This window comes from Microcoleus sp. PH2017_35_SFW_U_B (genome assembly GCF_020737865.1).
Taxonomy (GTDB): Bacteria; Cyanobacteriota; Cyanobacteriia; order Cyanobacteriales; family Microcoleaceae; genus Microcoleus.
In genome coordinates, this window is sequence record NZ_JAEQDE010000052.1 from 1 (window position 1) to 21,921 (window position 21,921).

General features: G+C 44.7%; 22 protein-coding genes. 16 read left to right on the forward strand and 6 right to left on the reverse strand.

From position 1 onward, the window contains the following. Positions 1 to 160 precede the first annotated feature (160 nt). The 5 genes from bchL (at position 161) to JGK36_RS15110 (ending at position 5,003) form a co-directional block, all read left to right on the forward strand. On the forward strand, positions 161 to 1,027 hold the full coding sequence (gene bchL, locus JGK36_RS15090; RefSeq protein WP_265237962.1) for a ferredoxin:protochlorophyllide reductase (ATP-dependent) iron-sulfur ATP-binding protein: 867 nt from the start codon (positions 161 to 163) through the stop codon (positions 1,025 to 1,027). 34 nt (positions 1,028 to 1,061) lie between these two features. Beyond that, the gene (locus JGK36_RS15095) at positions 1,062 to 2,504 is read left to right on the forward strand and encodes a DUF5331 domain-containing protein (protein WP_293183219.1); all 1,443 of its coding nucleotides are present in this window, start codon (positions 1,062 to 1,064) and stop codon (positions 2,502 to 2,504) included. A gap of 395 nt (positions 2,505 to 2,899) precedes the next feature. Next, on the forward strand, positions 2,900 to 4,309 hold the full coding sequence (locus JGK36_RS15100; protein WP_293190521.1) for a ferredoxin:protochlorophyllide reductase (ATP-dependent) subunit N: 1,410 nt from the start codon (positions 2,900 to 2,902) through the stop codon (positions 4,307 to 4,309). An 84-nt stretch (positions 4,310 to 4,393) separates the two neighbouring features. Next, on the forward strand, positions 4,394 to 4,663 hold the full coding sequence (locus JGK36_RS15105; RefSeq protein ID WP_293190522.1) for a type II toxin-antitoxin system HicA family toxin: 270 nt from the start codon (positions 4,394 to 4,396) through the stop codon (positions 4,661 to 4,663). Further along, positions 4,635 to 5,003, forward strand: a complete 369-nt coding sequence (locus JGK36_RS15110) for a type II toxin-antitoxin system HicB family antitoxin (protein WP_293190523.1) — start codon at positions 4,635 to 4,637, stop codon at positions 5,001 to 5,003. The genes JGK36_RS15105 and JGK36_RS15110 overlap by 29 nt, the downstream gene beginning before the upstream one ends. 50 nt (positions 5,004 to 5,053) lie before the next feature. Here the strand turns inward: JGK36_RS15110 and JGK36_RS15115 are convergent, their stop codons facing one another. After that, complete coding sequence (locus tag JGK36_RS15115) at positions 5,054 to 5,659, reverse strand: HEPN domain-containing protein (RefSeq protein WP_293190524.1); 606 nt, start codon at positions 5,657 to 5,659, stop codon at positions 5,054 to 5,056. Beyond that, positions 5,643 to 6,692 (reverse strand): ParA family protein, encoded by a 1,050-nt coding sequence (locus tag JGK36_RS15120; RefSeq protein WP_293190525.1) that lies wholly within the window; start codon positions 6,690 to 6,692, stop codon positions 5,643 to 5,645. The genes JGK36_RS15115 and JGK36_RS15120 overlap by 17 nt, the downstream gene beginning before the upstream one ends. Before the next feature lie 194 nt (positions 6,693 to 6,886). On the opposite strand from JGK36_RS15120, the gene JGK36_RS15125 reads away from it, so the two are divergent. Next, complete coding sequence (locus JGK36_RS15125) at positions 6,887 to 7,945, forward strand: hypothetical protein (RefSeq protein ID WP_293190526.1); 1,059 nt, start codon at positions 6,887 to 6,889, stop codon at positions 7,943 to 7,945. Between the two features lie 144 nt (positions 7,946 to 8,089). Here JGK36_RS15125 and JGK36_RS15130 read toward each other — a convergent pair whose 3' ends face one another. Beyond that, positions 8,090 to 9,577 (reverse strand): DUF5009 domain-containing protein, encoded by a 1,488-nt coding sequence (locus tag JGK36_RS15130; protein WP_293196890.1) that lies wholly within the window; start codon positions 9,575 to 9,577, stop codon positions 8,090 to 8,092. Positions 9,578 to 9,613: 36 nt separating this feature from the next. Then, a complete protein-coding gene (locus JGK36_RS15135) occupies positions 9,614 to 10,495 on the reverse strand; it encodes a polysaccharide deacetylase family protein (RefSeq protein ID WP_293196891.1) in 882 nt (293 codons plus the stop codon). Positions 10,496 to 10,585: 90 nt separating this feature from the next. Here JGK36_RS15135 and JGK36_RS15140 point away from each other — a divergent pair, with 90 nt between their 5' ends. From JGK36_RS15140 to JGK36_RS15180, 9 genes are all read left to right on the forward strand, one after another. Continuing rightward, positions 10,586 to 10,753, forward strand: a complete 168-nt coding sequence (locus tag JGK36_RS15140; protein ID WP_293183239.1) for a hypothetical protein — start codon at positions 10,586 to 10,588, stop codon at positions 10,751 to 10,753. Positions 10,754 to 10,827: 74 nt separating this feature from the next. Next, the gene (locus JGK36_RS15145) at positions 10,828 to 11,556 is read left to right on the forward strand and encodes a glycosyltransferase (RefSeq protein WP_293183241.1); all 729 of its coding nucleotides are present in this window, start codon (positions 10,828 to 10,830) and stop codon (positions 11,554 to 11,556) included. After that, positions 11,549 to 12,343 (forward strand): polysaccharide deacetylase family protein, encoded by a 795-nt coding sequence (locus tag JGK36_RS15150; protein WP_293196892.1) that lies wholly within the window; start codon positions 11,549 to 11,551, stop codon positions 12,341 to 12,343. The genes JGK36_RS15145 and JGK36_RS15150 overlap by 8 nt, the downstream gene beginning before the upstream one ends. A gap of 124 nt (positions 12,344 to 12,467) precedes the next feature. Continuing rightward, positions 12,468 to 14,096 (forward strand): DUF2079 domain-containing protein, encoded by a 1,629-nt coding sequence (locus JGK36_RS15155; protein ID WP_293196893.1) that lies wholly within the window; start codon positions 12,468 to 12,470, stop codon positions 14,094 to 14,096. 153 nt (positions 14,097 to 14,249) lie between these two features. Next, positions 14,250 to 14,918, forward strand: a complete 669-nt coding sequence (locus tag JGK36_RS15160; RefSeq protein WP_293183247.1) for a DUF3318 domain-containing protein — start codon at positions 14,250 to 14,252, stop codon at positions 14,916 to 14,918. Positions 14,919 to 15,695: 777 nt separating this feature from the next. Continuing rightward, positions 15,696 to 16,694: a sugar transferase gene (locus JGK36_RS15165; protein WP_293183249.1), complete on the forward strand. Its 999-nt coding sequence runs from the start codon at positions 15,696 to 15,698 to the stop codon at positions 16,692 to 16,694. A gap of 249 nt (positions 16,695 to 16,943) precedes the next feature. Next, a complete protein-coding gene (locus JGK36_RS15170; protein WP_293183251.1) occupies positions 16,944 to 17,144 on the forward strand; it encodes a hypothetical protein in 201 nt (66 codons plus the stop codon). A 93-nt stretch (positions 17,145 to 17,237) separates the two neighbouring features. Beyond that, positions 17,238 to 17,675, forward strand: a complete 438-nt coding sequence (locus JGK36_RS15175; protein WP_293183253.1) for an ATP-binding protein — start codon at positions 17,238 to 17,240, stop codon at positions 17,673 to 17,675. A 164-nt stretch (positions 17,676 to 17,839) separates the two neighbouring features. Next, entirely contained in the window at positions 17,840 to 19,108 is a 1,269-nt protein-coding gene (locus JGK36_RS15180) for a WcaI family glycosyltransferase (RefSeq protein ID WP_293183255.1), read from the forward strand. Positions 19,109 to 19,355: 247 nt separating this feature from the next. On the opposite strand, the gene JGK36_RS15185 is transcribed toward JGK36_RS15180, so the two are convergent. Together JGK36_RS15185 and JGK36_RS15190 are read right to left on the reverse strand one after the other, a co-directional pair. Further along, positions 19,356 to 20,678: a Na+/H+ antiporter NhaC family protein gene (locus tag JGK36_RS15185; RefSeq protein ID WP_293196894.1), complete on the reverse strand. Its 1,323-nt coding sequence runs from the start codon at positions 20,676 to 20,678 to the stop codon at positions 19,356 to 19,358. After that, the gene (locus JGK36_RS15190) at positions 20,678 to 20,953 is read right to left on the reverse strand and encodes a BrnA antitoxin family protein (protein ID WP_293196895.1); all 276 of its coding nucleotides are present in this window, start codon (positions 20,951 to 20,953) and stop codon (positions 20,678 to 20,680) included. Before JGK36_RS15190 ends, JGK36_RS15185 begins: the two co-directional genes overlap by 1 nt. Before the next feature lie 271 nt (positions 20,954 to 21,224). Here JGK36_RS15190 and yqeK point away from each other — a divergent pair, with 271 nt between their 5' ends. Then, the gene (yqeK, locus tag JGK36_RS15195; protein WP_293196896.1) at positions 21,225 to 21,863 is read left to right on the forward strand and encodes a bis(5'-nucleosyl)-tetraphosphatase (symmetrical) YqeK; all 639 of its coding nucleotides are present in this window, start codon (positions 21,225 to 21,227) and stop codon (positions 21,861 to 21,863) included. Positions 21,864 to 21,921: the final 58 nt, after the last annotated feature.

A 21,921-nucleotide genomic window follows, 5' to 3' on the forward strand; every position in this document is an offset into this window, starting at 1 on the left:
GCCAAAAAGAATGACCACTTTTGAGGTGCCAAGGTTTTCTTTTGTATGCTGAGTCCACGTTTGTCCAATTAATTGGCGATTAGAGGCGTAGCGATCGCAACATCAAAGCGTCAAACCCCAGCCCGATCGTTTTGATAGAAACCTATAGGAGAAAAAAAGAGTGAAACTCGCAGTTTACGGAAAAGGTGGAATTGGCAAATCGACAACAAGCTGCAACATCTCCGTTGCCCTAGCCAAACGCGGCAAGAAAGTTTTGCAAATCGGTTGCGATCCAAAGCACGACAGCACATTTACCCTCACGGGCTTCTTGATCCCCACAATTATTGACACCCTTCAGGAAAAGGACTATCACTACGAAGACGTTTGGCCCGAAGATGTCATCTACAAAGGCTACGGCGGCGTTGACTGCGTAGAAGCAGGCGGCCCGCCCGCAGGAGCTGGTTGCGGCGGCTACGTAGTCGGAGAGACCGTTAAACTGCTCAAAGAACTCAACGCCTTTGAGGAATACGACATCATCCTGTTCGACGTACTCGGCGACGTAGTGTGCGGCGGTTTTGCTGCCCCATTGAACTACGCCGACTACTGCATGATTGTGACCGACAACGGATTCGACGCATTATTTGCAGCCAACCGCATCGCCGCCTCAGTTCGCGAAAAAGCCCGCACTCACCCGTTGCGCCTCGCCGGTCTAATTGGCAACCGCACCTCCAAGCGCGATTTGATCGACAAGTACATCGACACTGTACCCATGCCAGTGCTCGAAGTCCTGCCGCTAATTGAAGACATCCGCGTTTCTCGCGTCAAAGGCAAGACTTTGTTTGAGATGGCCGAGAGCGATCCCTCCCTCAACTACGTCTGCGATTACTACCTCAACATCGCCGACCAAATTTTGGCAATGCCCGAAGGAGTAGTGCCCAACGACACGCCCGATCGCGAATTATTCTCCTTGTTGTCAGATTTTTATCTAAATCCTGTGCAACCAGTGGTCAAGAAGGAGGAAGATGAGCTAGACCTGATGATGGTTTAATAGGTCTAGCGATCAGGATGAGGATAAAGAGGTTATGGCTTTTTTTGATACTTTTTCAGTTGCTCTCAAACAGAAGTGGTTGGACTACTACCAGGCAAATCGGACTTGGCTGCTCCTGCACATGACGGCTGACAACACGGTCGCCACACCCGACGGCGGGAAAAGGCCTGTTTCTTACCTCATCCTGGGAATTGCGGCTGCCCTGGAGCCGGAACTCCAGCAATTAATGCTGCCCTTCTCAAAACTCAAGCCGGATGCAGACAGCCTGATCGAAGTCTTGGGTCTAAATTTTGACCCGGATCTAGCACTGGGTATGCCTTCAAGTACCGTGCCACAGGTAGCCGGTCAACCTCCAACTGCAACTGCTGCACCCGCAGCCGCTCCAACTGCAACTGCTGCACCCGCAGCCACTCCAACTGCAACTGCTGCACCCGCAGCCGCTCCAACTGCAACTGCTGCACCCGCAGCCGCTCCAACTGCAACTGCTGCACCCGCAGCCGCTCCAACTGCTGATGCCAAATCTAATAAATTAGGCGGTGCGGCGTTAACAGCAGCCGGAGTAGTCGCCGGAGTCGCCGGAGTCGCTGGTCTGGCTGCTGCTGTTAACGCACTGAGACCGGATGAGGAAGAAGCAGTCTCTGACTTCGACATGGACGAGGACGAAGCAGAATCTATCTCCGACTTCGACATGGACGAGGACGAGGCAGAATCTATCTCTGACTTCGACATGGACGAGGATGAGGAAGAATCTGTCTCCGACTTCGACATGGACGAGGATGAGGAAGAAGAAGCCTCGGCTTTGGACGGTCTCGCTCTCGGGGACGATGAGGAAGACTCCATATCAGACTTTGATATGAGCGAGGATGAGGAAGACGGCATATCTGGCTTCGATATGGGCGAGGATGAGGAAGACGCCATATCAGACTTCGATATGGGCGATGACGAGGAAGATGAAGCCTCAGCTTTGGGCGGTCTCGACCTCGACGATGAGGAAGATGAAGCCTCAGCTTTGGGCGGTCTCGACCTCGATGATGAGGAAGATGAAGCCTCAGCTTTGGGCGGTCTCGACCTCGACGATGAGGAAGATGAAGGCTCGGCTTTGGGCGGTCTCGACCTCGATGACGAGGAAGATGAAGCCTCAGAATTTGGGACTTTGACCTCTGGGGATCTCGAAGCGGGGATATCCGATCCGTTTGGGGAAGAAGATGCAGAGTTTGTCGCCGAAGCAATACCCGATCCGTTTGGGGCTACGACCTCAGATGACCTAGATATGGATCTGGGCGACTTGGACGAAGATGGTCTTGACGATTTCTCTGTATCTGATGACGATGACCTCGACGAACTCGGACTAGACGATTTGGGGGAAGCAACTACCGGAGATCCTGATGAAGATGATTTAGATGCTCTAGGTCTCGGTGATTTGGATTCTGATGATGAGGATGAAGAGATTTCGGGCTTTTTGTCGGATTTTAAGTAAGGTTGTTGCGATCGCCAAAGTCTATCCTAGTCGGGAGTTTTCCCGCCTATTTGTGAGTTGTGAGTTGCGAGTTGTTAAATTTTAATTGTTAAATTTTAATTGACTCAAACTCACAACCACCAAAATGGTTTTTAGCTTAGCGAGTTGAAAAACACTAAATCCCTGCTGTGAGGGATTACAAGCCCTCGCGCAGAATTTTTGAGCTGGAATTTTAGATGCTGCTGCTGCGAAAATATTCAGTTTGCTGCATCTATTTTTCACAGGAATTACGCCAAAACCAGGTATTTCTATTATTGTTCTGCGATCGCGCGATCGCCAAATACAGCTATTTCCTCGCTAGCCTAGCCTGGGAAAGTTCAAGACGAAAAACAATTTAAATGGAGAACATTTGAAATATGACTGCAATTACGACTACTGAGCCAGAAGCTTTAAACTTTGAATGCGAAACTGGTAATTATCACACATTTTGTCCGATTAGCTGCGTAGCTTGGCTTTATCAAAAAATTGAAGATAGCTTTTTCCTAGTCATCGGTACCAAGACTTGCGGCTATTTCTTGCAAAACGCCATGGGCGTGATGATTTTTGCCGAACCGCGCTATGCGATGGCTGAGTTGGAAGAAGGCGACATTTCCGCTCAATTAAACGATTTTGATGAGTTGAAGCGGCTGTGCTTGCAAATTAAGCGCGATCGTAACCCCAGCGTAATTGTCTGGATCGGCACTTGCACCACCGAAATCATCAAAATGGACTTAGAAGGCTTGGCGCCGAAGCTGGAAGCCGAAATTGGCATTCCCATCGTCACAGCCCGCGCTAACGGCTTGGATTACGCCTTTACTCAAGGTGAAGATACAGTTTTAGCAGCGATGGCTGCTAAATGCCCTGAGAAAGCGCCAGTGATGGAATCTCAGAAAGTAGAACGCAACGCCATCTCTCAACTGCTGAATTTCGGCAAGAAAAAAGAGGAAGTTGCAGCAGATGAATCGGAATATGTCAAGCACACACCGCTGGTACTTTTCGGTTCTTTGCCCGATCCGGTTGTGACTCAGCTAACCTTAGAATTGAAGAAGCAAGGCATCAAAGTTTCTGGTTGGCTTCCTTCCAAACGCTACACTGAATTGCCAGTTCTGGAAGAAGGTTATTATGTATCTGGCATGAATCCGTTCTTGTCCCGTACCGCTTCGACGTTGATGCGCCGTCGTAAGTGTAAGCTAATTGGTGCTCCATTCCCGATCGGGCCAGACGGAACTCGCGCTTGGATTGAAAAAATTTGCTCCGTACTCAACATAGAACCAAAAGGTTTAGACGAACGGGAAGCACAAATCTGGGCGGGCTTAGAAGATTATCTGCAAATCATTCGCGGCAAATCAGTCTTCTTCATGGGCGACAACTTGCTAGAGATTTCTTTAGCACGTTTCTTGATTCGCTGCGGCATGACTTGCCCAGAAATCGGCATTCCTTACATGGACAAGCGCTATCAAGCCGCCGAATTGGCGCTGTTAGAAAAAACCTGTCACGAGATGGGAGTTCCGACTCCTCGGATTGTCGAGAAACCGGACAATTACAATCAGCTACAGCGGATTTACGCGCAGAATATAGACTTGGTGATTACCGGTATGGCTCACGCTAATCCTTTGGAAGCGCGGGGAATCAATACTAAATGGTCAGTTGAGTTTACTTTTGCTCAGATTCACGGCTTTGGTAATGCGCGGGATATTCTGGAGTTGGTGACTCGTCCGCTGCGCCGGAATAATTCGCTGAAGGATTTGGGTTGGGGTGATTTGGTGAAGAATGAAGCTAAGGTTTAGTTTCTAAATAACACCTGATTCAGCGCGAGGGTGGGCAATGCCCGCCCTTATTTATTAGAATAGTGTAAGCATCCATAAAAATTTATGGGCAAGTTAGGAAAACTGGTAGAACAATTTTTAGCAAATCCACCAGAAGTGCGGTTTGACGATGTGTGCTATATCCTAACTGCTTTTGGCTTTGAAGAAAAGCGATCGAAAGGAAGTCATCATACTTTTGTCAATGCTGATGGATTAAATATTACAGTTCCTAAAAAAGGTGGTAAAAAGGTAAAAGGAGTATACGTAAAGCAAATTGTTGCGCTATTGAAACTGGAGGATTGGAGCAATGAATCAGAAGATAGAATTGAAGAATAAATCTTTAGAATATTACTTGAGCCTGAGATATGCTATAAGTCTTTACCCAGATCCAGAAGGAGGTTATACAGTCCTTATCAAAGACCTTCCAGGTTGTATGTCTGTAGGAGAAACTTTGTCAGAAGCAATGGAGAATATTGAGGAAGCTAGAGAATTGTGGATAGAGACTGCTTATGAGTGCGGGCATGAGATTCCTTTACCTACAACGGAGGTTGAGTATAGCGGAAGTCTATCTTTACAAATTCCTAAATCTCTACATTTAAGTTTAGCAGAAAAAGCGGAAAGGGAAGGAGTTAGTCTTGATCGGTACATTCTGGTTGTATTAAGTAAAGCAGGCTAAAAGTTAACTCTTTTTTTATGAACTGCCGAGGAATTATCGATAGTCGCGGGTTAAAATATCTTGTGTATGCTCTCAACGACTTGCTCAAGAAAATTAACCGCTTCATTAACTAATAGTTCATCAATAGGCCAGCGATTCCCTAACGATAAAGTAGGATCTATATCTGCTTCATGTGCTATCTTATTTCGGCGATCGACAATTAGAATTAGTTTTTGTTTTATATCTTTAGCAGGGCTACCCATGTTAATAGAGACTTCTTCCCACAACTTTTTATCGCAAATCAGCCGGACAGCATCAGCTATAGCATTTGGCTGCTGAAAACTTTTGTAGCTGTGGCGTTGGCGAATTTCATCTTCTAACCAGGAATCAATATTTTGTCCTGCGTTTATACCTGTACGAGCGTTACCCAGTGAAATTTGAAACCCCGAAAATGCTGGCGGTTCAAGACGTTGCCCGCGATGAATCTCTAACATACCTATCCTGACAACTTCATGGATATAGTAGTCCAAAGCGCTCACCGCTAGAACAAGTGCAGCTCTCAGCATATCTGAAAGATCCAGAACATTGCTAGTTTGAGCTTTTAGAGAATTATGCACAGCAATCAGATCCCGAACGCGAGCAATACTGATGCGAAATAGATCAATTGCTGACTGCATGGCACGTTAACCCAATAACTCTGTCCGTCAGTGTTGAAAAAACTTTTTTGAACTCTTCTTGCGCTCCTAAAGTCTTTTCCAAAACTATACCAGGCCGCCCTATTTGCTCTGGCGTGAGAGCAAAAACTGGTGTTTGATGCTCTTGAGACTTAGCAATAAGGCTGTTAAAATCAGAAATTTTTGCAAGGCATAAATCACGGCCAATTGCTTGAGAATTGTACATCTGATTACTTAGTAGCATATGATTTTCTTGCAAAGATGGTACTAATCTAGTAGAAACAGCTTCTTCAATTCCATCTATCCACTTCTGAAAAGCAGCAGCGGGTTCTTGACGTATTATTCGATAGTTTTGAACTACAGTCCCAAGCAAGCGCGGTGTAACTTTGGGAAATGGATAGGCGGCATCTTTCAAAATCATCATTTCTGAAGCTTTCTGAGCCCAAGCATACCATTTTGGCAAGATTTTTGCCAAAGAATCGATCGCCATTACTGAAAAGAAGTCTGGACTTGTGGGAAGTATAAAAAAATCACTGGTCATCAGTAAGTTCTGATTGATTGAGCTTAAACTTGGACTCATATCAATCAAAATATAATCAGCCTCAAATTTATCTGCTGTTTTTTGCAAAAGATATGAAATTGAACCCGGTAAGTTTTGCAGTGTTTGAATTGAACCGCTTAGCTCTTGTGCAATGCCTAATGTTACCTCATATTCAGCAAGTCCAACATGACCTGGTAACAAAAACAAACCATCGCACCCTTCTACTGGCAAACAATCTACAGCTTCAATTAGCTTAGGTCTTGATTCAAATGCAGGTGCTAATCCTGATTTAATATTCTGGTTTTTTTCATATAATCCCTCTAGTTCTTCCTTGGTTGAAAATCCCAAAACCATTCCTGTCAGGTTACATTGCGGATCGGCATCCACTATGATTACTTTTTTTCCCTTGGTGGCTAACATCCATCCTAAATTAAATGTAGTGGTTGTTTTGCTAACGCCACCCTTGTGATTAAATAGAGCTATTTTGTGAACCATGTTTTTTTATACTTTTGGGGAAGTCAGTACCTGAGCTATAGCTAAGGCTATGACTATTATACAGTCAGGGCTGAAAGGGTGCACTTTCCCCCCAACCCCTCCAGAATCCGAGCCCACGCGCCCGCAACACGATCGCCCAAAACGCCGCCTATAATCAAAACTAGCCCCAAAATCTCATCAATTGACGAACCGCCATGAGTCGAGACAGCGAAAAAATCAGCTATTCAGAGAAAACAGAACGTCTCAAAGTCATCACCCAGTTTATCAAAACCGTGACGCCGATGATTTGGACAGTTGTAATTATAGTAGTCATCATTCCCCTACTAGGCAACTTTCTCATCTCCCAGTCGCTAACAAATACGGCAACCACAACCGTTGTAGTCTCACCGCCCCACGACTTCAGCAAAGTCAACCAAGACATTAAAAACGCCATCCAAAAAGCCAATACAACAGCCGAGGCTTTCGCATCAAAAGAATTGGACAAATGGGAAACCGAAGTAATAGCACGAGTAGACAACAGCTTCCTCGATTGGTACTTCGATTACTTCAACCAAAAAAAGATGGAGTTTACAGTACCTTTCAACTTCGTCAAATCCGCCGTACTCAACCGATTTGACATGACAGCAGCATCTCGCGCTGTTTCCGAAAAATTAACAGAAGACTTCCAAAGAGAATTTGCTAACCGCGTGCTGGTTCCCAAAAATGCTCAATTGAAATTTCAATTAATCACTCAAGATACTGCTAACTTGTACATAGCCGAAGTCAGCAAAAATGTCAAAGTAGTTCAAAACAACTATAACATCCCACAAGTACAGTGGGACAAATATCTGAACGACATTGCCACCACAATTAGCGACAAAGGAAACGTCTCAAATTTATCATTAAAAGTATTAGTTGGCGGCAGCGGTTACTTAATTGCTAAACCATTAATATTGGGAGTAGCAACCAAAGTCGGCAGCAAAGTTACAGCAAAAGTTGCCAGCAAAGCCGCCGCCAAAATAGCAACAAAAACAGGCGGTACAGTTGCAAGTCAGCTAGGAGTAGGTTTAATCGACCCGATTGTCGGTGTCGGGATTATCATGTGGGATTTGTGGGATTACAATCATACAGTCACAATAGAAAGACCAATTTTGCGCGAACACCTTGTAAGTTACTTGAAAGATGTCAAAAAATCCCTGTTAACCAATCCTGAAACTGGAATTATGGCAGCGATTTATCAATTAGAAAGTGGCATTTTAAAGTCACTTTCCTAGAAGTTACGCATGGGAGACCAAAAACCAGGTTTATGAACCCCGTGCGTAAGTCACGATCCATTCTCTCCCTCTGCGTCCTCTGTGTTCTCTGCGGTTAAATCATTCCGCTACAATAGCTGAAGATAAACTCGCCCTTTAATTAACTCACGTCCTCAAAAATAGTTTCAACCTCGTAAACACCACCACAATTAACGCTAAAATCGCCGTATATCCCAAACCCCTCAAAAACCCCATAAACGGATCAGTGGAAGTCATCTCAATAATCATCGGTTCCCATTCATTTAACACCAGAATCGGCCAGATAATATTGGCAAATCCCGCATACCCAATCATCGGATTCACCCCGTTATCAATAAACAACTGCAAAAAGCATCTCTTCTGAAACACATCGATAATTATCGTCAACCCAATTAACAGAAAAATCGCCATTCCAGTCGTTACAAAAAAGTAACTCATCGTCGCCGAATCTTTCTTAATTCCGCCTTCATAAGGCTCAAATAGCAAACCCAGAACCAGCCAATAACAACCCCATTTGTAAAGGCGGTTTAATACATTTTCCGTGACATTCCGAGGCTTTCTCAACAAAAGCAAACCGCACAAACACAATACCACCGTCACTAATGAAGCCTGCCACACCAATCTAGCTTGCAGTCCAACTAACAAAACTAAATTGAGAGCCAACATCAAAATCATAATGCTAAAATAGCGCCAACTTTTCCAGCTAGCATAACTCGCCTCTTCCGGCGAACGATACTCTATCCACCTTGCAAGTAAATCTCCAACAATCGTACCAGGAATCACTACAAACAAATACTTTAAATAATCAAATTGAAACAGCCAAGGTGCAGGAGAGTACAGCCAAATAGACTGAATCCAACCGTCAGTATGAGAAGACATCCGCGCTGCCAACAGCAAACCCAAAAATCCTACTCGCATCCACACATTTGAACGAGTAAACAGCCAAATTATCGATCCGAAAACCGCCACATTTGCCAGTACCATCAAGATAATATCGTTGCGTTCAAAAGAAATTCCCCTACCATCGGGATATTTGATATGAGAGATGAAGCTAATCCCGGCACTCCAACCAGCAACTGTCATCCCTCGCCACAGCCAAGTTGACCATTTTTGTGGCCAGCGAACGTACATTAAAAATAATAGAAAAAAACCGCACAAAGCCAGCCACCACTTTTGTGGGCTGGGTTCGTCTGGATTAATTGTAGTCGGGCGAATGTGCTGGAGAAATATCGCAAATGATGCTAACAAAAAGCCTCTTTGCAAAATAGAGAATATTACTTTTTTAAAATCCCCTCCCTTGGCGATGCGGCGCGACAAAGCTAGCGGTATCGCGGCGCCCATTGCAAACAAAAAGAAGGGGAAAACTAAGTCAACCCAGGTTAATCCTGGCAGTTTGTTATTGAAAATATGGTCTGGTGGTGGTAATTGGGCGTGATACATCCACGCTGGTAAGGTTTTGCGGGCTATTGTACCTGATAAAACCATTGCTAATACTGCTAGTCCGCGCAGCGCATCCAGTGCGTCGGCGCGTTGGGAAACGGCAGCAATTGCTAAGGGTTTTTGGTTTTCGATGCTATTTTGTGATTCCGATGTTGCGTGTTCCAATGCACTCACCAATTCTTCATTGAATAACTGTAAAAGCTGTATAGCTTATTTTTTGCCAATTAGTTTGTGTAGCCAGCTTCCTGAAGCTAGGCTGCTGAGTCTTTCTGCGGAGTGTTTTTTGTTGACTGTTAATCTCGAAATCCGGTATTTATTGGGTGGAAAAAACCGCAATTTTAATTTGAGACTGTCGTACAAGTATCCTGATGAGAAGTATTTGACGAGATATTTGTCAACTTCTTTGTTGACTGCGCCAAAGGGGTAGGCTATGTGAGACGCAACTATTTGATTTGGATCTAAGTCTTTGGTGCATTTTCTGAGTCTAATTTGGTCTTGAGATAGTTCTCTGTCTAATGCTGTCATAGAAATTTTTGTAAGATTTTCGTGGTTCAGTCCGTGGGATTGAATATCATAAAAACCTTTTTGCATTCCGTCTCTTAAGTCTTGACAAGTTACCTTTTTTATGAGTGAGTCTTGACGGCCTAAAAAGCCGGAGTTGACAAATACAACTACTTTAGTTTTTCTGCTGTATTTATTTTCGAGTCTTTGTAAAATCGGGAGTAAGTGCGTATAAATGCTTTTGTTGCCATCGTCAAAGGTAATCATAACTTTTTTGCGATCGCGATATTCACTCGGTACCGGCTTTTTGGGATTGGCGATGAAATGCTCGTAAAGCTCTTGGGTTGACAAAAACCAATAGTTCTGCCTAACTAAGTCATCTAAAAAAGGTTCCAAGTTTTGCTCGCTGTAGTCGCCGGGAAAGTCTCGCCGCTGCGGCGGTATTTCCTGGGGATTCCGGAGGTCTACTATATCGTGAAAGCCGAAAATCGGAATTTCTACTGTGATGATTTCTAGGATTGCTTGATAGGTGATGAAAGTTAGGAGGAATGCTAGTAAAAATCTAATAATACGTTTTTTTCGGGGCGTCATACCGGGTTGAAAATACTCGGGCCATTTGTTAACTAAATAATTTATCATTGACAATTACAACCTCATAAGGTATATAGTTCAGGCGGTAGTATGACGGTTTTTCGAGTTCAGATGTTGGGAGTGTCTAGATTGTCGATCGCCCGTGTCGCCCCTAAAGATGAGCTAGGTCAAGCCTACCATGATACAATTTATGGCGATCGTACTTTTTCCGCAGCCCCCTTCAAACTTGACAAGATTTATTGTTGGCTAACTTTTTGACACCTGATGTCCTGTACTTGTGATTTCTTGCCCGAGGTGGTAGCATACTTCTGCGAAAGCGCGATCGAACAACAATGATGAAAATCGCAGTAATTCTGCCTGTTTACAACGAAGCAAATTGCATAGAGCAAACCTTTAACAGAATTTTAGAATTTACTCAAAAAAATTATGCTTACAATTTTATCATTGTTAATGACGGCTCGACCGACAATACACTGGAAATTATAGAAAACAAACTCAAAGCTTTTCCCACACATCACATAAAACTAATTTCTTACAGCAACCGTCAAGGCAAAGGGTATGCCGTCAAAAAAGGATGCGAAGATGCAGACGCCGACTGCATTTGCTTCATGGATGGCGACTTAGCATACTCCCTCGAACATCTCGAACCCTTAGTAGAAAAATTAGAAAAATTTGATGTCGTAATTGGTTGCCGAAATCTCGATCGAGACAACTTCCGAAATCTTACCTTACTCAGAAAAATAGCTGGCAAAATATTTAACTTAATTTCCAGAGCCATCCTGAATCTACCATATAGAGATATGCAAGCCGGACTCAAAGGCTTCAAGAAAATACCAGCCCAAGAAATATTTAAAAGACAAACAATTACCGGGTTTTCCTTTGATGCAGAACTGCTGTTTTTAGCTCACAAAAAAGGATATACAACTGGTGAGATACCCGCCCGAGTTTCACAAGAACATCTCTACAAACTTTCTCAAGTCAACATACTTAAAGATTCCCTAAAAATGCTGATCAGCTTGTTTAAAATTAGATACAACGACCGCGCAGGCTACTATGAATAAATCAATATTGTTGAGTTTTGATCTAGAAGAATTTGACATCCCCGAAGAATACGGTCAACGCCTGGAAGACGAGATTAAATTTGAAATATCTAGCCGAGGATTGTCAAATATTATTGCACTTCTCGACAGATTAGATATTACAGCCACATTTTTTGTCACAGCCAACTTTGCACTCAACAACCGAGATACAATCAGAGAACTATCAAAACACCACGAAATCGCCTCCCACGGCTTTTACCACTCTCAATTTAGCCTCGAAGATTTACAAAAATCAAAGCAAACCTTAGAAGAAATAACGAATACTCAAGTCACTGGATTCAGGATGGCAAGACTTCAGCCAGTTGACGACATAGAAATAGAAAAAGCAGGCTACGAATACAACTCCTCAATGAATCCTACTTACATCCCCGGCAGATACAATAATCTATCTAAATCCAGAACTGCATATTATACGAATAAACTGCTCAACCTTCCCATTTCAGTCACTCCTATGATCCGATTTCCGTTATTTTGGTTGAGCTTTAAAAACTTTCCTCTGTCAATGATACAATTGGCAACCAAGCTAACGCTAGAAACAGACTCGTATCTGAACATCTACTTTCACCCCTGGGAATTCACTGATATTTCCCAGTTTAAATTACCCGGTTATGTCAAAAAAGACTCAGGCAGCAAAATGGTTGATAAACTCGAAAAATACCTTACCAAGCTTAAAACCCAAGGCAAATTTATTTCTATTTCCGAATTTAAGCACAACTTCAGTCAACCAGGGCTTGATCGCTCCGACTAAAGAAACCGGGTTTTTCAACTCTTATTAAGGGTTTGAGCCAAGTATTTTGGCGAAAAACCCGGTTTCTGGCAACTTGTCGATAAGTCCTATCAACCTTAGAAAAAATATCGGTGCAGTAAAAAATATGAAATTCAAACCTCTCGACTCGTGGAACAATCAAACAGGATTTCGTCAAGTTACAATCCTAGCAGCGATTTTTTTTATATTAGTTTTAACTTTCAGCATAATTCGCTACGAAAGCTTCTTAGCATCCTACGATCACGGCCTATTTAACCAAGTATTTTGGAACAGCATACACGGCAGATTCTTTCAAAGTTCCCTGTCATCAGGCGCCTCCAGCGCCTCGCTGATAGACAGACAACTGTCATCTCCATCTTACATCCATTTAGGGCAACACTTCGTTATCAATTTTCTAATTTGGATGCCGATTTATGCCTTGTTTCCATCCCCTGTTACCCTGATAGTTTTGCAAGTAGCTTTAATCGCCGTCGCCGGAATAGTTTTGTATCTTTTAGCAAGACATTATCTATCTGTTCCCCTGTCGGTAATGATAGTAGCCAGTTATTACGGAGCAAATGGTGTAATAGGCCCGACGCTGGGAAATTTTTACGAACACTGCCAACTTCCTCTATTTATATTTAGTTTGCTGTTAGCTTTAGAAAAGCAAAAGTGGGTGTGGTTTTGGATTTTTGCAGCGCTGACGTTAGGAATTCGCGAAGAAACTGGAATTAGTTTGTTCGGAATCGGAGCTTATTTAATAGTAAGCCGCCGCTATCTGCGAGCCGGAATAGCGCTGTGCGTGTTGAGTTTTAGTTATGTTTCGCTGATTACCAATGTTGTGATGCCCATGTTTTCTGATGACAATTCCCGGCTTTACTTAGCTAATTTTTTTAGGAAATTCGTCAAAACAGAAAATCCGTCTACGCTGGAACTGCTGTGGGGGATTGTTACCCAACCTCAAATTATAATTGAGGTATTTTTTAACGATTTAGAAAGGCGGATCAGGTTTATTTTAGGTTTGTGGCTGCCGCTGGCATTTATACCTGTTGTTTCGCTGCCAGCTTGGATTATGTCAAGCTTTCCTTTGCTGGTTCTGCTGGTGCAAGTTTACAATAAATCAGCGACTTCTATCAATACTCGCTATACCTTAAGCGTGATTCCTTTACTGGTTTATGCTGTAATTTTATGGTGGTCGGAACATCCAGAAAGATTTAAACCGAGGCTGCACCGTTTTTGGATTGGATGTATTGGATTGTCGCTATTATTTACCTTGACTTCCAATCCCTATGGGGCTTTGTATTTTCTGTCGCCTTATTCTTTTAATCCTTTGGTTTATCAATCCTTGCCGGAGCAATTAGAACACGCCACAGACCTGCAAACCGTGCTAAAATTGATTCCGCAAGCTGCTAGCGTTTCGACAAGCGGTTACATAGTTTCTCACCTTTCGGGTCGCAGAAACCTCATCCGTTTAGAAATGATGCAGTTTCGAGATGAAGAGGGAAAGGTAGTCGATGTCGATTATGCGCTGTTAGATTTGTGGCAGTTGCAGCAGCATAATTTAAAAGTTCCGCTGGATCGGGGTAGAGTTAGGGGGGCAGTGCGTTTTACAGACGAAGCTCTGCGGAACGGTTCTTACGGAATTGCTGAAGTATTGGACGGAGTTGTTTTGGTTCAAAAAGGGATTACTTCTAAGCCGGAAGTTTTGGCGGCTTGGTCGAAATTGCGGCAGGAAATTCAACCGTTGATGAAATAGTCGGAAGAAATCGATCGCCCACAACGACTAAAATCAAATAAAATTGCCAAAAGGTCGATCGACCCCCGCCACGAGGCTATATTTGGATTCAAGGTTTGCTATACTCCAGAAATAGACACATATTAACCTTTGGAAAATCAATAGGCCGGAGCTATGACATCCTATGCAACCTCTACAGCAAGAGCCGAGATGAGTGAGATCCGGCGCTTGAAAAATATACTGCCCCCAGAACTCCAAAGTTGGGTAACAGTAGAAAAAACAATAGAAGTTAATCCCACCCTAATCCGTAGCGAAGAAATAGGCAAAGACCAGGTAGAAATACAGATAGACCTGATCCGCTGGGAACAGCTAGCAATGGATCAGCGCAACCTCCTATTTTGGCATGAAGTCGCCCGCATCCAAAACGACACCATCCCCAGAGACGGTTGGGAAATGGCGGCTCTGGCGATCGGTTTAGGCGGCGCCGTCGGCGAACTTTGGGTGCAAGACGGCTTGCTGCTGGTACTGGCCCTATCTTTGTGCGGCGTCTCCGGCTGGAGACTTTACCAAAAAAACAACGGAGACAAAAGTTTAAAAGAAGCAGTAGACGCTGACGAAAAAGCTCTCACCCTCGCCACTCGCTTCGGCTACACTCTGCCAAACGCTTATAAAAGCCTCGGTAGTGCCTTAAAAACCTTAATCGAGCAAACCTCCAAAAAAACTCAACGGGCTAAATACGAAGCTCGTCTCCAGGCCCTGAAACGCAACGCAGCCAAAGCCAAAGCCAAAGTCCAACCCATCAGCCGCGAAACCTCCCAGTCAGAAAACGTCTACAATTCTTAACCTAATCCTCTGACTTTTGGTGCGGGGTTTTCAAGTTAACGGTTAACTGTTGACTTTCCTGTTACACAGTTAACCGTTAACTTTTAGCTGTTCGCTGCGGTAACTTTCCCCCTGCAATACAGGATCGAAAATTCTTAACGACAAAATTAATCGCTCTGAATCCACAAAAATCTTGATTCAGATTTGATACCATTTTTCTAAAGATCCGATAGAGATCGAACACGACAAGACATTGTAATTTATACACTTTCCCTGTTTGCCAAAGTCTGTCATAACTTTAAAAAATCCAGCCCGGGGGTGCATCTCAATTTGGCATTCTTAGGATCGCGAATTAAATAATTTACACATATTTGTGGGATGGGCGTCCCGCCTGTCCAGAAAGGACGGGCGGGACGCCCATCCCACAACAACAATAAAAATTGTAAGTTATTTAATTCTCATTCCTTTGTGCAGTCGCCGCTCTGGTGCTATACATAGCACGCGAGCGGGGACTGCACTAAAAAAAATCCTTTTTGCAAAAATGAGATACTTCCAGCCCGGACAGTTGGGTAGCTGATGGGTTCAAAATTTTTCCGCCAAAACTTGGACGGGTTGATGACCGGTAGACTTGAGTCTACCCTGACCTGTGATATGGCGAGGCTCGGCGGCCACATTTTTAGGGTTTTTGTAAAGTTTGTATAAAGCTGGGCTTTAGATCGGAACAATATTTGGTAAACGTGGAGCGGCTAGGACACAATAGGCTAAAGACATCAGCTTGAAATTTGAAACTAGGACTTCATGGTCAGCCAAACCCCAGAGACAGATTTTCGGGTTACATACTTGGACGAGATTCCCTCGGTTCACATACCCGTGCGCTTGAGCGTACTTGAAGCCGTAAACTTCAAGACAACCTGCCAGCAACTTTTCTCTGAAAACACCGTTCCCAGCAAAATTGTCCTAGACTTCAGTCAGACGACATTCATTGACAGTAGCGGGATCGGTGCTTTAGTCAGCAATCTGAAATTTTCCAAACAGCGCGGCAGCGACTTGGTGCTCCGAAGCCTCAAGCCACAGGTGATGGCAGTATTTGCTCTCACCAGCCTAGATCAAGTGCTGACAATCGAGCAGCCTTCTGCAACGTCAACTCCCATAGAGACACACCCCTCCGACAATCAGCTACCGATGACGCATCCCTCGGTGCAGTCGTTGGTGAAACGGGTGATAGATGTCGTTGGGGCGATCGTCGGTTTGATAATTACAGGAATTTTGTTTGTACCCATAGCGGCAGCCATCACGATTAACGATCCGGGCCCGATATTGTTTGCACAAACCCGCTGCGGCTGGATGGGCAGAAGATTTCGGATTTGGAAATTTCGATCGATGTGTACTAATGCCGAAGCCATGAAAGCCGAAATTAAAAACCAAGCTTCTGGCGCATTTTTCAAAAATGACAACGACCCGCGGATTACCAAAGTCGGACGCATCTTGCGGAAAACGAGTCTCGACGAACTGCCACAGTTTTGGAACGTGCTCAAAGGCGAAATGAGTCTAGTCGGCACTAGACCGCCTACTCCAGACGAAGTTGAGCGCTACGAAGTCCCTCAGTGGCAGCGTTTTGATGTCAAACCTGGAATGACAGGCGAATGGCAAGTCAACGGTCGCTCTAAAGTCCGCGATTTTGAAGATGTCATCCGTTTAGATTTAAAATACCAACAAGACTGGAGCCTGATGTATGACCTGAAACTAATTGTTAAAACCATAACTGTGCTGTTTAACAAAAATAGTGGCGCTATGTAGAGCGGTCAACAACCGATTGCTGAAATTTTAGTTGCTGTTGATTTCTCGACAGCCGGAACTCGAACTTGATACTTAGTCAAGTAGGCGATCGATCGCGATACTTACGTTAGTATTAAGTGTTAAAATTCACACAGAAAATGTGCATCTATTTACCAGCTCTGCGATCGGAGCATTAATTAGCAATTGGCGAGTTCGAGGTCGTACTCGAATGACTCCAGCAGGGTTTTCGAGGACGACAAGAACTCAGGTGTGTTGAGAAAAGTACCGACTGCTAACACGGTCGAAGCTGAAATAACTCATCGCAAGCTGCTGAGTCGGGAAATTTTCCGATTTAAACGTCCTACCGAAGCGGGTTACAGTATCGGAAGTCTCTCATTTTCGCGATCGAGTAAATGGTGCGAAAGGAATGCTCACCTTGAGGCAAAACGGGCTTCTTCAATTCAAGCTTGACTAAACTAATATGTTGCCAAGACCTTGCCCTCCTTTTCCTCTCCAACCTGCGCTGGCTACAGCGGTGGTGGGGGGCGACCAGGGAGAAGAAAAATGAAAGACGAGCAACCAATTGCCGAGTTTGACCTTCAGGTTACAACAGACCTGAACGCTCTGACACAAGTTTCGGAATGGTTGGAGAATATTGTTCTGCCGCTGATACCACAGGACTTGTGGTGGCAGTGCAGCCTGATTGTTAATGAAGGGTTTACAAATGCTGTCCGCCATGCTCACCAGAACTTGCCCCCCGAGACGCCGATCGACATTGACGTAAAAGTGTTTGCAGACTACTTAGAAATTAGGATTTGGGACAGAGGTCAACCCTTCAACCTGGAATCAAAGCTGCGCTCGATCCTGCAAGAGCAGCGCGATCCGTTGGATAGAGAAGGAGAAAGGGGACTGGTGTTTATGTACAAGCTCACCGACGAGCTGCACTATATCCGTACCGACGATCGCTCCAACTGCCTGGTAATGCGTAAAAACCTTATCTGAGGGCGCCGGCAGGGCCCGAGCCTGGGCGGCTTCTGGCGATCGTCGGCAGGGCCGGGCGCCGCCCCTGCGATGCTCCCTGACACCCAACCACCTCCTCAGCAATTCACCGGGTGGACGATCGAGTAGAGGAGCGGCAGGACTATTTGCTTCAAACTAAATATATTATGCGTATTCTAATTTATTCCTATAACTACTATCCAGAGCCGATCGGCATTGCCCCCTTGATGACAGAACTAGCCCAAGGCCTAGTCAAGCGAGGGCACCAAGTTCGAGTCGTCACCGGAATGCCCAACTATCCCCAGCGGCGAATTTATCCGCAATATCGGGGCAAATTTTACCTCACCGAAGAACACAACGGCGTCACTATTCAGCGGAGTTACCTGCGCGTCAACGGCCCTCACCCCAGCCTGCTAGACCGACTTTTGCTAGACGGTAGTTTTGTCGTATCCAGCGCCGTCCAAGCATTCAGAGGCTGGCGTCCCGACGTGATTTTCTCAACAATGCCACCTTTACCGATTTGCGTTCCAGTGGCCTTTTACGGCTGGACTCGCAATATCCCGATCGTCCTCAACGTACAGGATATCGTCTCAGAAGCAGCAGTGCGCGTCGGCTTGGTGAAAAAAAACGGACTGCTAATTCAGATTGCGGACGCCTTAGAAAAATTTGCCTACAGCACAGCCAGCCAAGTCAGCGTTATCGACAGCGGTTTTGTCAGCAAATTGCACTCTCAGGGAGTACCCCCGGAAAAAATAGTTTGCCTTCCGAATTGGGTTGATGTCAATTTCATCCGCCCTTTACCAAAAGAAAATAACCCCTTTCGCGAAACCCACAAACTAAATGGCAAGTTTGTGGTTCTTTATGCTGGAAATATTGCCCTTACCCAAGGCTTACAAACAGTGGTCAAAGCAGCGACCCGTTTGAAGCACATACCTGAAATTGCTTTTGTAATTGTGGGGGAATCAACAGCACTGACGCGCTTGCAAAAAGATTGCGAAACTTACAAAGCTACTAATGTAATGTTACTGTCGTTTGAACCGCGAGAAAAATTGCCCGAAATGTTAGCTGCTGCGGATGTTAGTTTAGTCGTACAAAAGCGCCGGGTAACTAACTTTAATATGCCTTCAAAAATTCAAGTGCTGCTGGCGAGCGGTCGGGCAATTTTGGCGTCCGTTCCCGAAACTGGTACGGCGCATAAAGCAGTGCAGCAAAGCGGTGGCGGGGTGGTGGTAGCGCCGGAAGATCCGCAGGCTTTGGCTGATGCTGTGGAGGATTTGTTCTTAAATCGCGATCGGGTGGATGCGTTGGGCGAGCAAGGTAGAAAGTATGCTGTGGAGAATTACGGATTTGAGGAAGCTTTGAATCATTATGAGGCTTTATTTGCGGCGGTGGCGGCAAGTCATGCTGAGAAAATATTGCAACCGCTGCCAAAGTAGACGAGCAATTGCATACATCTGCGATCGATCGCAGATTTAAGGCAGACGCAACAGGGAGCATCTCATTTTTGCAAGAAGCATTTTTTATTGCAGTGCGAGCGTCCCCGCTCGCCTGCTATATCAATCAGCACGCGAGCGGGGACAGCACTACAGATGCAAAACTGAGATGCTCCCGACGCAACACAGATGAACACCGATAATTTTAAGAAAAGCGAGATAATGAATGTAAGATATCTCTTAATTTTGGTTAATTTTTATGAGGTGCCTTAGCCAGTTTCAGTTGAATCAAATTAAATAAAGGAATCAGATATAAATAAAACGCATAGGGTATAAAATCCGAATTGACACCCAAGACAGTTGCTGGAACTAATCCTGCAATATTCCAAGGAATTAAGGGGGAAATCACAACAGCGGTATTTTCTAAGTCTACAGCAAGTTGATAATCATCTAATTTTTGTTGGCGGTACTTTGATTCCACTAATTGATGGGTCAAGATAATTGCGATCGTCTGGGTACAACCAAAGGCTGCTGAAAAAATGCTAATTACTGTTGTGGCAAAAAATAAATCTCCTCTGGTTCGAGCTTTATTGAGAGACACTTCCACAAATTCTAAAATTCTGGTGCCGGCAAAAATGCCAGCAAATGCTGTCGAGACAACTACAACTAATGAAACTTTTGCCATAGACAAAATTCCTCCTCCTGCTACAATATCTTTTAAACTAGAAGTTGATTCTAATTTAAATCCTGCGATCGCGAATTGCAGAATCTCGATCGGCGAATAACCTTGAACGAAAAAGGCGATCGCACTTCCGGTAATAATACTAACAGCCATCGCGATTTTGACTTCGACTCGCAGTACACAAAGTATGAGAATTGTCAAGGCTGGCAGCAAAGTTATCGAATTAAGATTGAAGGCTGTGCCTAGTTCCAAAGCCAAATTGTTGCCCGAAAGTTCGACGGGATTAAAAGCCGATAAAATTAAATACAACAAGCTGGAAACGAGCAGCGGTAATAAGCCCGTCACCGCCATATTTTTGAGATTGGTATAAATTTCGGTTTTGGTAAGGATGGCAATCAAAATAGCGCTCGAAGACATCGGAGAACACCGATCGCCCACATAAGCTCCCGCTACAATCGCCCCGGCGATCGGATTCGGATTTACACCGCTGCCGTTGGCGATTATCATCAAAGCAATGCCGATCGTACTCGCAGCACCAAAAGATGTTCCCAGCAGTACAGAAAAAACGCTGGTTAAGATAAACGCCCAAAAAATGAAATACTGAGGGTCGATCGATTTAATTCCCCAATATACCAGAACCGGAACCGTCCCCGCAGCCATCCACACAGCCATGACTGCGCCGATTAAAAGTAAAATAGCGATGACTGAAAAAGATTTTTGACTGCCAGCAACAGCCATTTTGATTAAGGTTTTTAGCGGAAATCCCCTCCGCAACAAAATGACCGTCAAAATTGCCATCGAAGCTAGAAGCGGAGCAACTATAAAATAACCTTTGATGGCACTGATTAAAAGTAGAATAAATGAGAACGATACAAAAAATAGCAAATCCATTATTGATGGGCTTTCATGTATTCTCGCAGTAACGTGTTAATCTGAGTTTGATAACCTCGACCTTGAGATTTAAACCACTCCAAAACATCACGGTCAATGCGTAAGGTCACTTGAGCTTTCGTCTTAGGGTTGGGTAAGCCTCGCCGAACTAATGCTTTGGCAAACGTTTCAGGCGTAATTTCAGGGCAATCAAAGAAATCAATATCTTCATCAGTCATGGCATCTAGGCGTTGCCAGTCAGTTTGAGATTTGCTCGAAGTAAATTCGTTGTTCATTGATTGTTACTAAATATTAGACTTCTGGCATAATTATTGTGGAACAGGCATCCTGCCTGTTCTTGACTGTCTTTTTGCCAGATGTCTATGGTAACTACAATTTGTCGTTACAGCCACCGACTTTAACAGATTTTTGAAGGGTTTAGGTAGAACCGATCGCCCCCTTCACCCCTCCCCATCCCACAAGCCACCGCACCCCTGTCAGCCCTACACCGCAGTCTATTAAAAGAAAACGCTAAAATAGTAGATCCTACAATTTGGGAGTTAATATTTGACACTTGCACTCGATCGCGAAAAAGTCCTAGCTTGGCTCACACAGCGCGTTCCTGCCGCCCGCATCACACACATCCTCGGAGTCGAACAGACAGCAGGAGACTTGGCTCGCCATTACGGCCTCGACGAAGCAAAAGCCCGATCGGCAGGACTGCTGCACGACTTGGCAAAATACTTCAAACCCCAAATGCTGCTGCAAATGGCTCAGAAGGAAGGTTTAGAGTTAGACTCAGTGTTGGAAGCACACCCGCATTTGCTGCACGCAGACGCGAGCGCGATCGTCGCTAGAGACGAATTCGGGGTGGTCGATCGAGAAATTTTGGACGCAATCGCCAATCATACCCTCGGCAGACCAAACATGAGCCAGCTCAGTTGTACCGTATTTATAGCAGACACTATAGAACCCAGCCGCGGCAACACAGCCGAACTAGAAGCACTGCGCGAGACAAGCGTCCAAAATCTTTATGCAGCCGTGTGGCAAACTAGCGATCATTCTCTCAAATATTTGCTAGAAACTCGCTGCTACATTCACCCGCGCACCGTACTTACGCGGAATTGGGCGCTGCAAACGGCCCGCGCGGAATCGCCCGAAATAGGAAAATCGACGGGAAAGTCGATCGAACAAATCACAAGTTAAACGTAAAATTTACCAGCAATCCTGTACTTACTTTTGGCTTGAATTTAACTCCTATTTC

Coding starts and splice junctions, on each gene's coding strand:
- JGK36_RS15095 (WP_293183219.1), top strand. CDS start 1,062: ATGGCTTTTTTTGATACTTTTTCAGTTGCTCTCAAACAGAAGTGGTTG.
- JGK36_RS15100 (WP_293190521.1), top strand. CDS start 2,900: ATGACTGCAATTACGACTACTGAGCCAGAAGCTTTAAACTTTGAATGC.
- JGK36_RS15105 (WP_293190522.1), top strand. CDS start 4,394: ATGGGCAAGTTAGGAAAACTGGTAGAACAATTTTTAGCAAATCCACCA.
- JGK36_RS15110 (WP_293190523.1), top strand. CDS start 4,635: ATGAATCAGAAGATAGAATTGAAGAATAAATCTTTAGAATATTACTTG.
- JGK36_RS15115 (WP_293190524.1), bottom strand. CDS start 5,659: ATGCAGTCAGCAATTGATCTATTTCGCATCAGTATTGCTCGCGTTCGG.
- JGK36_RS15120 (WP_293190525.1), bottom strand. CDS start 6,692: ATGGTTCACAAAATAGCTCTATTTAATCACAAGGGTGGCGTTAGCAAA.
- JGK36_RS15125 (WP_293190526.1), top strand. CDS start 6,887: ATGAGTCGAGACAGCGAAAAAATCAGCTATTCAGAGAAAACAGAACGT.
- JGK36_RS15135 (WP_293196891.1), bottom strand. CDS start 10,495: ATGACGCCCCGAAAAAAACGTATTATTAGATTTTTACTAGCATTCCTC.
- JGK36_RS15140 (WP_293183239.1), top strand. CDS start 10,586: ATGACGGTTTTTCGAGTTCAGATGTTGGGAGTGTCTAGATTGTCGATC.
- JGK36_RS15145 (WP_293183241.1), top strand. CDS start 10,828: ATGATGAAAATCGCAGTAATTCTGCCTGTTTACAACGAAGCAAATTGC.
- JGK36_RS15150 (WP_293196892.1), top strand. CDS start 11,549: ATGAATAAATCAATATTGTTGAGTTTTGATCTAGAAGAATTTGACATC.
- JGK36_RS15155 (WP_293196893.1), top strand. CDS start 12,468: ATGAAATTCAAACCTCTCGACTCGTGGAACAATCAAACAGGATTTCGT.
- JGK36_RS15160 (WP_293183247.1), top strand. CDS start 14,250: ATGACATCCTATGCAACCTCTACAGCAAGAGCCGAGATGAGTGAGATC.
- JGK36_RS15165 (WP_293183249.1), top strand. CDS start 15,696: ATGGTCAGCCAAACCCCAGAGACAGATTTTCGGGTTACATACTTGGAC.
- JGK36_RS15175 (WP_293183253.1), top strand. CDS start 17,238: ATGAAAGACGAGCAACCAATTGCCGAGTTTGACCTTCAGGTTACAACA.
- JGK36_RS15180 (WP_293183255.1), top strand. CDS start 17,840: ATGCGTATTCTAATTTATTCCTATAACTACTATCCAGAGCCGATCGGC.
- JGK36_RS15185 (WP_293196894.1), bottom strand. CDS start 20,678: ATGGATTTGCTATTTTTTGTATCGTTCTCATTTATTCTACTTTTAATC.
- JGK36_RS15190 (WP_293196895.1), bottom strand. CDS start 20,953: ATGAACAACGAATTTACTTCGAGCAAATCTCAAACTGACTGGCAACGC.